Origin of the sequence: Hydrogenophaga sp. (assembly GCF_028698005.1) — a bacterium.
Classification (GTDB): Bacteria; Pseudomonadota; Gammaproteobacteria; order Burkholderiales; family Burkholderiaceae_C; genus Hydrogenophaga.
This window is the reverse complement of sequence record NZ_JAQVEJ010000167.1, coordinates 1-6,348: the sequence shown is the minus strand read 5'-3', so window position 1 is coordinate 6,348 and position 6,348 is coordinate 1. Positions and strand designations below refer to the sequence as shown.

Genomic DNA, 6,348 nt, shown 5'->3' with positions numbered 1-6,348 from the left:
GCCGACATGGCCAAAACGCCGTGCTGAAAATTTGCTAGAATAAAAGGCTAGGCCGGAATAGCTCAGTCGGTAGAGCAGCTCATTCGTAATGAGAAGGTCGGGGGTTCGACTCCTCTTTCCGGCACCATCAGACAAAAGGAAGCCCGCTATCACCCAGGTAGCGGGCTTTTTCTTTTCCGGTTCGGTTCATGCAGAAAACCGGCACGGAGACCAAGGGGAAACCAAGGCAGATCCCGAACCGGCGGCACCGCCGCTCCGACTGGCGTGGCGTACCTGCCGGCCAAGGGGTGACACGCCTTTTCGAGCGCGGCGGCAAGGCTGGGCACTGGCCACCCGCGCGTCCGGCGCCGGTCAGCTCAGCGCGGCGTGCATGGCGCGCATCCTGTCCTGGACCTCGGGCACCAGGAAGGCAAAGCGTTGTCGGGTGCGCTCCATCGCCTCCTGCTGCTCGGGCTTCGTGTCGCCGGGCAACCACTCCCAGTGGCTGCCCGCCAGCAGGTTGGCGATGTAAAGGACTTCATTGAGGTTGCGTGGATTCCGGTCCATGACACGGGGGACGTCGTGCTCATGGACGGCTTCAATGATCGAGGCGGGCAGGCCCAACGCATCCAGCACGTTTTCTCCGATGGACTCGTGCCAGCCCAGCACCAGCTCCACCAGTGCGCTGTGGTCGTTGCGGTACTCTTCGTACTGGCTGGCCCGGTAGAAAAGGTAGTAGATGCCGATGTCGTGCACCAGGCCGGCGAGCATGGCGGCCTCGGGGTTCAGGTGTCCCACATGCCGGGCCACGGCCTGCGCCAGCAAGGCCGTGCGGATGGAATGTTCCCACGTGAGCTTGGCATAGCGGCTGAACGGTTTCAGATTGCCCGCCTTCATGATCTGGTCCATCGCCACACCCAGCGACACGCTTCGCGCCTGCTCCAGGCCCAAGGCCTGGATCGCGCGCTGCAAGGTGGCCACCGGTGATCGCTCTTCGCCATCGCCTGCGTCACCCGCCTGCGCGTTGGCCAGCTTGACCAGACGGCTCGCGATCACGGGCTCCATGGCGACCGCCCGGGTGAATTTCTCCAGGGTGAGGTCCGGCTGCATCAGGATGTTGCGCATCCGGATGGCCAGGTCCAGGCTCGTGGGGAAGCTCATTTCGCCCGACAGATCCTGGGCCAGATCGGCCAGCAGGCGCATGTGCAAGGCCCGGTGGTCGCCGGAATCGGTTTGTGAAGAAAGAGGGTCGGACATGACGTGATCCTGGTGCACGGTGGGCTGAAGGGCATGCGGCGGCGGCAGCACCGCCGACGCCGAGTCTCCGGCGCCAGCAAAAAGCCCCGGCTCTGATGAGTCGGGGCCTTCAGGCGGGGAGGGAAACCGGCGGCTGTGCCAGCTCAGTCCGGATTGGCCAGCAGGCGGTAACCCTTGCCACGCATGCAGTGGGCCACAAGACCGTCCCTTTCGTCCTTGTCCACCTTGCTCAGCCCCACCTGGAACTTGCATTCGGACAGCTCGGTGTAGGCGTCATCGGCCGTGGCGCCGGGCTTGTGCCAGAAAGGCTTGGGGCCGCTGGCACAGCCGGCCAGCACCAGGGCGGCCGCCGCAGCACCGATCGCGATCTTGATAGAAGTCATGACGGATATCCAGAAATGAGAGAACAGTTGATCCGAGCATAACAAACCCGGATGGTTCCCCGGCGCCGTCAGGCCGCCAGCCCGGGGTTGCCCTCCATGCCGATGATCCTGGGCGTGTTGATTTTCACGTTCTTGATCACCTTCTTGTTGCGCAGGTACCCCGAGACCACGTCCCAAATCGGCTCGCCCTGCACCCCCTCCTGCACCGAGGCCCAACCGGCGACCTTGTAGGTCTTGTCGGCTTCGACCGGCTTGCCCCGCAGCGTCATCTGGTTGATGCGCTGGCCCATGGGCGCATTGGGCGTGATGGTGTACTGCATGCCGCCCACGCGCACCATGTCGCCACCCTGCTGGTAGTAGGGGTCGGGGTTGAAGATGTTGTCGGCCACATCTTCCAGGATGCCCTTGATCTGCTCGCCGGTGAACTCGTTGAGTGTGGTGGCCGGGTAGGTCATGGCCATCTGGTCCATCATGCGCTCGTAGGTGATGGTGTCGCCCGGCAGCAGCGAGGTGCCCCAGCGCACGCCCGGCGAGAAGGCCATGTCGGCCCCCTTGACCTCCATCAGCGCATCGCAGATGAGCTGGTCCCACGAACCGTTGAAGTTGCCGCGGCGGTAGAGCAGGTCCTCGGTGACGGCCAGCTTTTCCTCCAGCTTGTTCTTGTAAGGCGCGCGCACCTGGTCGATGTAGGTCTGCATGCCGGGATCGGCCGGCAGCAGGTTGGAGAACACGGGCAGCAGCTTGTAGCGGAAGTCCTGCACCTTGCCGCCGCGGACGTCGAAGTCGAGCACGCCCAGGAACTTGCTGTTCGAGCCCGCGTTGGTCACCAGGGTCTGGCCACCGCCGTTTTTCACGATGGTGGGCGCCGGCATGCCATCGTGCGTGTGACCGCCCAAAATGGCATCGATGCCACGCACGCGCGAGGCCATCTTGATGTCAACGTCCATGCCGTTGTGCGACAGCACCACCACGACCTGCGCGCCCTCGCCGCGGGCCTGATCGACCACCGTCTGCATGTGTTCGTCCTGGATGCCGAAGGTCCAGTCGGGCACCATGTAGCGCGGGTTGGCGATCGGTGTGTAGGGGAAGGCCTGGCCGATGACGGCGACCTTCACACCGTTCATCTCGCGCATCGCATAGGGCTTGAACACCAGGTCCTCGAAATCGGTGGTCTTGACGTTCTGGGCCAGGAATTCGATGTGCCCCTTGAAGTCCTTTTCCACCACTTCCTGCACCCGCTGGGCACCGAAGGTGAATTCCCAGTGCGGCGTCATCATGTCCACGCCCAGCAGCTTGCAGGCATCCACCATGTCCTGGCCGTTGGTCCACAGCGAGGTGGCCGAGCCCTGCCAGGTGTCACCGCCGTCAAGCAGCAGGGCATGCGGGCGGCTGGCCTTGAGCTGCTTGACCAGCGTGGCCAGGTGCGCAAAGCCGCCCACCTTGCCGTAGGTGCGCGCGGCCTGCGCAAAATCGAGGTAGGTGAAGGCGTGTGCCTCGTGCGTGTTCGGGCGGAAACCGAAATGCCTGAGCAGGTTTTCACCCACGATGTGCGGCGGCCGGCCCAGGGCATCGGCCACCCCGATGTTCACACTGGGCTCGCGAAAATGGATCGGGGTGAGCTGGGCGTGGCAATCGGTGAAGTGCAGGAAGCTGACATTGCCGAACCTGGGCACGTCGTAAAGGCGCTCACCAGCGCCCGGCCCGGCCGCCAGGACATCGTCGTGGGACAAGGCCATGCCGGTGGCACCGGCCACGGCCAGCACCTGCATGAATTCGCGGCGGCTGAAGCTCATGAATATTCCTTCTCAATTGAATACTGATATATGGAGACAAAAGGCGTGACCCACCATCCTCCCGAACGGTGGGCCAGCACCGGGCGGGTACCGTGGCCCCGCCCTTCCCCGCTCATTTGTTGACGGGCGACTGCGGGTCCAGCAGCAGGGCCATCACGTGCTTGAGCTGCTGCTCATTCAGGATGCCGTGGTGCCCCACGCGCGGCATCTGCGAGCAGGCGCTGTAAGCACGCGCATTCCATAGCTTGCCCCAGGTGTACTCGATGATGGGCTTGGCCTCGGGGCTGTCCGGGTTGGCCACGCCACGCAGCTTGCCGTAGTTGTAGAGGCTGGTGCCGATCGTGCCGAAGGAAATCTCTTCCTTGCTGATCTGGTGGCAGTTGTAGCAGTTGCCGCCATTGACCGTCTTGTCGTTGTCGGACCAGGTCAGGCCGCGGCCGCTCTGGGCGATTTTCTCGCCCTCCTTCCAGTCGCCCAGAAACTTGCCGTCCGAGGGCCACTTGATGGTCTTCATGGCGGCCTCCTGGATGGCGGCCGCGGTCTTTTCGTCGATCGGCTGACCAGCGACATCGGCGGCCGAGCAGAGCCGGTTGGCCTCGTCCTGCACCAGGCGGTCGACCTTGGCAATGCCCCGGTCCTGGAACGATGCCTTCACCACCTCGGCGGTGATGCGGTCATAGTCGGCCGAGCCGGGTGAAGAGGTGCAGGCCCCCAGGCCGAGCGCCAGGGCGGGTGCCGCCACCAGCGTGGCGAATGTCGTCTTGTGCATCTGTTTTCTCCTCTCGCCTCAGCGCTTGATGGCGGGCACGATGGACTTGGCGCCCTTGGCGTTCACACCCATGTAGACACCGAGCGCGATGGTCGCATCGCTGCCGAACTTGGGTTCGGGAAAGCGTTGCTGGCGGTAGCAATCGTTCAGACGGTGCTGCATGCCCCACATCTGGGCGTTGGACACCCGGTAGGCCGGCCAGGCGGCGAAACCGATACCGTCGCCCGGGTTTTTCGTCAGCTCGGGCAAGTCCTGCAGGCGGATGCGCTTGCCCGCCTGGCCGTGGCAGGTGGCGCAGGAGAAATCGTGCGGGCCACCACGCATGAAGAACAGCCGCTTGCCCACTTCGTACATGGTCTTCTCCTGCTCGGTGGCGTTCGGCAGGTTGAAGCGCATGCCCTTGGACTGGGCCGCCACATAGGTGGCCAGCGCGGTCAGATTGGCCATCTCGCCCCTGCGGAAGGGGGTCTTGCGGATCTCCTCGGCATTGAAGCCCTGCAGCGTTTCCATGCAGGTGAGCAGGCGCGATTCCAGATCCTGGACACGGCCGGTGTCCTTGAAGTAACGCGGCATCTGCACAAAGGCCCCTTTGAGCACGCCGGGACCCAGGCCCAGGTCGCACTGCTCCAGCGTGGCGTTCTTGGGCCCGCGCTTTTGTGCCCAGAGCTCCTCGCCCTTCATCTCGAACAGCTCGGCCGGGTTACCGTCCTCGAGCATCTCGCGGTACTTGGCAATGCCCTCGGCGGTCGCGTCCTGGGCCCAGGCCTGGCCCTGGGCCAGCACCGCGCCCACCGCGGTCAACGCCAGCAGATGTCGTTTCATCGGTGTCTCCTCGTTGTGGTTAGAAATCAAAACGGCCAGCAACTTGCGTAGCTGGCCGCGTCAATCCACGCGCCGCCTCAGGCGACCGTGGCTTCGTCGGTGCGGGTGTCGCCTTTGTTGTCGACCCACTTGACGACGACCTTGTCACCCTTGGCGCCGCCCTTGAACTTGAAGGACAGGAAGGGGTTTTGCGAAACGGCACCACTGAACAGCGCGGTGAGCACCGTCTTGCCATTGTGGGTGGCCTCGACGTCCTGGATGAAATGGGCCGGAATCGTCGCGCCGGAGGCGTCCTTGCGGGTGCCGGGCTCCATCGGGTGGGACATCAGCACGCGGACGGTAACTTCATCGCCGGCGGCGGCGGCGCGGATGCGCATCGGATCTGCCATGGTGAACTCCTGGAAATTCTTTGATGATGTGGTCGTGTGAGGGAACGCGCCGGGGCATCAGCCGCCGCAGCCGCCCAGGGTGACCTTCGTCTCCTTGGTGGCGGAGTACAGCTTGCCGTCGGCCTTGACCACGGCGACGACGTTGGTGCTCTGACCGAACTTCAGACGGGTCTGCACATCGGGCACGGTGCCCGCCGGCAGGATGAAGCCGGCCGCCAGCGGCGTCGGGTTCTTCTCGACGATCAGGTAGATCTCGGTCGTGTTGGGCAGCTTGCTGCTGGCGCCCACGGGGACCACGGCACCGTTTTCGGCGATGTCCGGGGCCACCACCGTGACCTGGTCGCTGACGGCGGGCTGTCCGCCCAGTGCCTTGAGCGCGTCTTCCAGGGTCTTGACCTGGAAGCTGGCACGGTCAACGGCGGCCTGCGCCTGGCTCTGTGTCACCAGCCCCAGAGAAATCAGGGTGGCAAATGCGCCGGTGGACTTCAGCGCGGTGCGGCGGGAGGGGTTCATGCGGTACTCCTTGCAATGAATGAGGAACGAGAGTTTATTGGTCCGGTGCCCCGGCCAGAACCCAGCTGGCCAGCAGCTTGAGTTCGTCGTCCTTGAGCGTCGGCTGTGCCGGCATGGGTACGGGGCCATACATGCCGGAGCCACCGCTTCGGATGCGGGCCGACACCTTTTCCAGGGCGTCGGCCTGGCCCTTGTGCTTGGCGGCCACTTCCTTGTAGGAGGGACCAACGACTTTCTTGTCGACTGCATGGCACGCCAGGCAGGCGCTTTTCTGGGCCAAGGCCTTGGCCGCGGTGGCGTCCACCGCTTGCGATGCCGTGGCCACCAGCAGAGCCGAAGCTGCCACCATCGCGGATTTCAGGTTCATGTTCACAGCCTAGTGTCTCCTTGGTTGTAAGGGTATCGGGGTTTACGATTGCTTGCTGATATGCAGATGTATTTGC

Annotated in this window: 8 protein-coding genes and 1 tRNA gene; 1 reads left to right on the top strand and 8 read right to left on the bottom strand. The window is 64.1% G+C overall.

Translation table 11 applies throughout. The features are described 5' to 3' along the window. The first annotated feature begins 51 nt into the window (after positions 1 to 51). A tRNA-Thr gene (locus PHQ87_RS13630) sits at positions 52 to 127 on the top strand. 224 nt (positions 128 to 351) lie between these two features. On the opposite strand, the gene PHQ87_RS13625 is transcribed toward PHQ87_RS13630, so the two are convergent. The 8 genes from PHQ87_RS13625 to PHQ87_RS13590 form a co-directional block, all read right to left on the bottom strand. After that, positions 352 to 1,236, bottom strand: coding sequence for an HDOD domain-containing protein (locus tag PHQ87_RS13625; RefSeq protein ID WP_300235393.1), 885 nt, complete (start codon positions 1,234 to 1,236; stop codon positions 352 to 354). Positions 1,237 to 1,379: 143 nt separating this feature from the next. Next, positions 1,380 to 1,619 carry a hypothetical protein gene (locus PHQ87_RS13620; RefSeq protein ID WP_300235390.1) on the bottom strand — a complete coding sequence of 80 codons (240 nt, stop codon included), beginning with the start codon at positions 1,617 to 1,619 and terminating at the stop codon, positions 1,380 to 1,382. Positions 1,620 to 1,687: 68 nt separating this feature from the next. Next, entirely contained in the window at positions 1,688 to 3,412 is a 1,725-nt protein-coding gene (gene soxB / locus PHQ87_RS13615; protein WP_300235387.1) for a thiosulfohydrolase SoxB, read from the bottom strand. 112 nt (positions 3,413 to 3,524) lie between these two features. Next, on the bottom strand, positions 3,525 to 4,181 hold the full coding sequence (soxX, locus tag PHQ87_RS13610) for a sulfur oxidation c-type cytochrome SoxX (protein ID WP_300235384.1): 657 nt from the start codon (positions 4,179 to 4,181) through the stop codon (positions 3,525 to 3,527). 18 nt (positions 4,182 to 4,199) lie between these two features. Then, a complete protein-coding gene (gene soxA, locus PHQ87_RS13605) occupies positions 4,200 to 5,003 on the bottom strand; it encodes a sulfur oxidation c-type cytochrome SoxA (protein ID WP_300235382.1) in 804 nt (267 codons plus the stop codon). Between the two features lie 77 nt (positions 5,004 to 5,080). Then, entirely contained in the window at positions 5,081 to 5,392 is a 312-nt protein-coding gene (gene soxZ, locus PHQ87_RS13600; RefSeq protein WP_300235379.1) for a thiosulfate oxidation carrier complex protein SoxZ, read from the bottom strand. A gap of 57 nt (positions 5,393 to 5,449) precedes the next feature. Continuing rightward, a complete protein-coding gene (soxY, locus tag PHQ87_RS13595) occupies positions 5,450 to 5,905 on the bottom strand; it encodes a thiosulfate oxidation carrier protein SoxY (protein ID WP_300235376.1) in 456 nt (151 codons plus the stop codon). Positions 5,906 to 5,939: 34 nt separating this feature from the next. Continuing rightward, a complete protein-coding gene (locus PHQ87_RS13590) occupies positions 5,940 to 6,266 on the bottom strand; it encodes a c-type cytochrome (RefSeq protein WP_300235396.1) in 327 nt (108 codons plus the stop codon). Positions 6,267 to 6,348 lie beyond the last annotated feature (82 nt).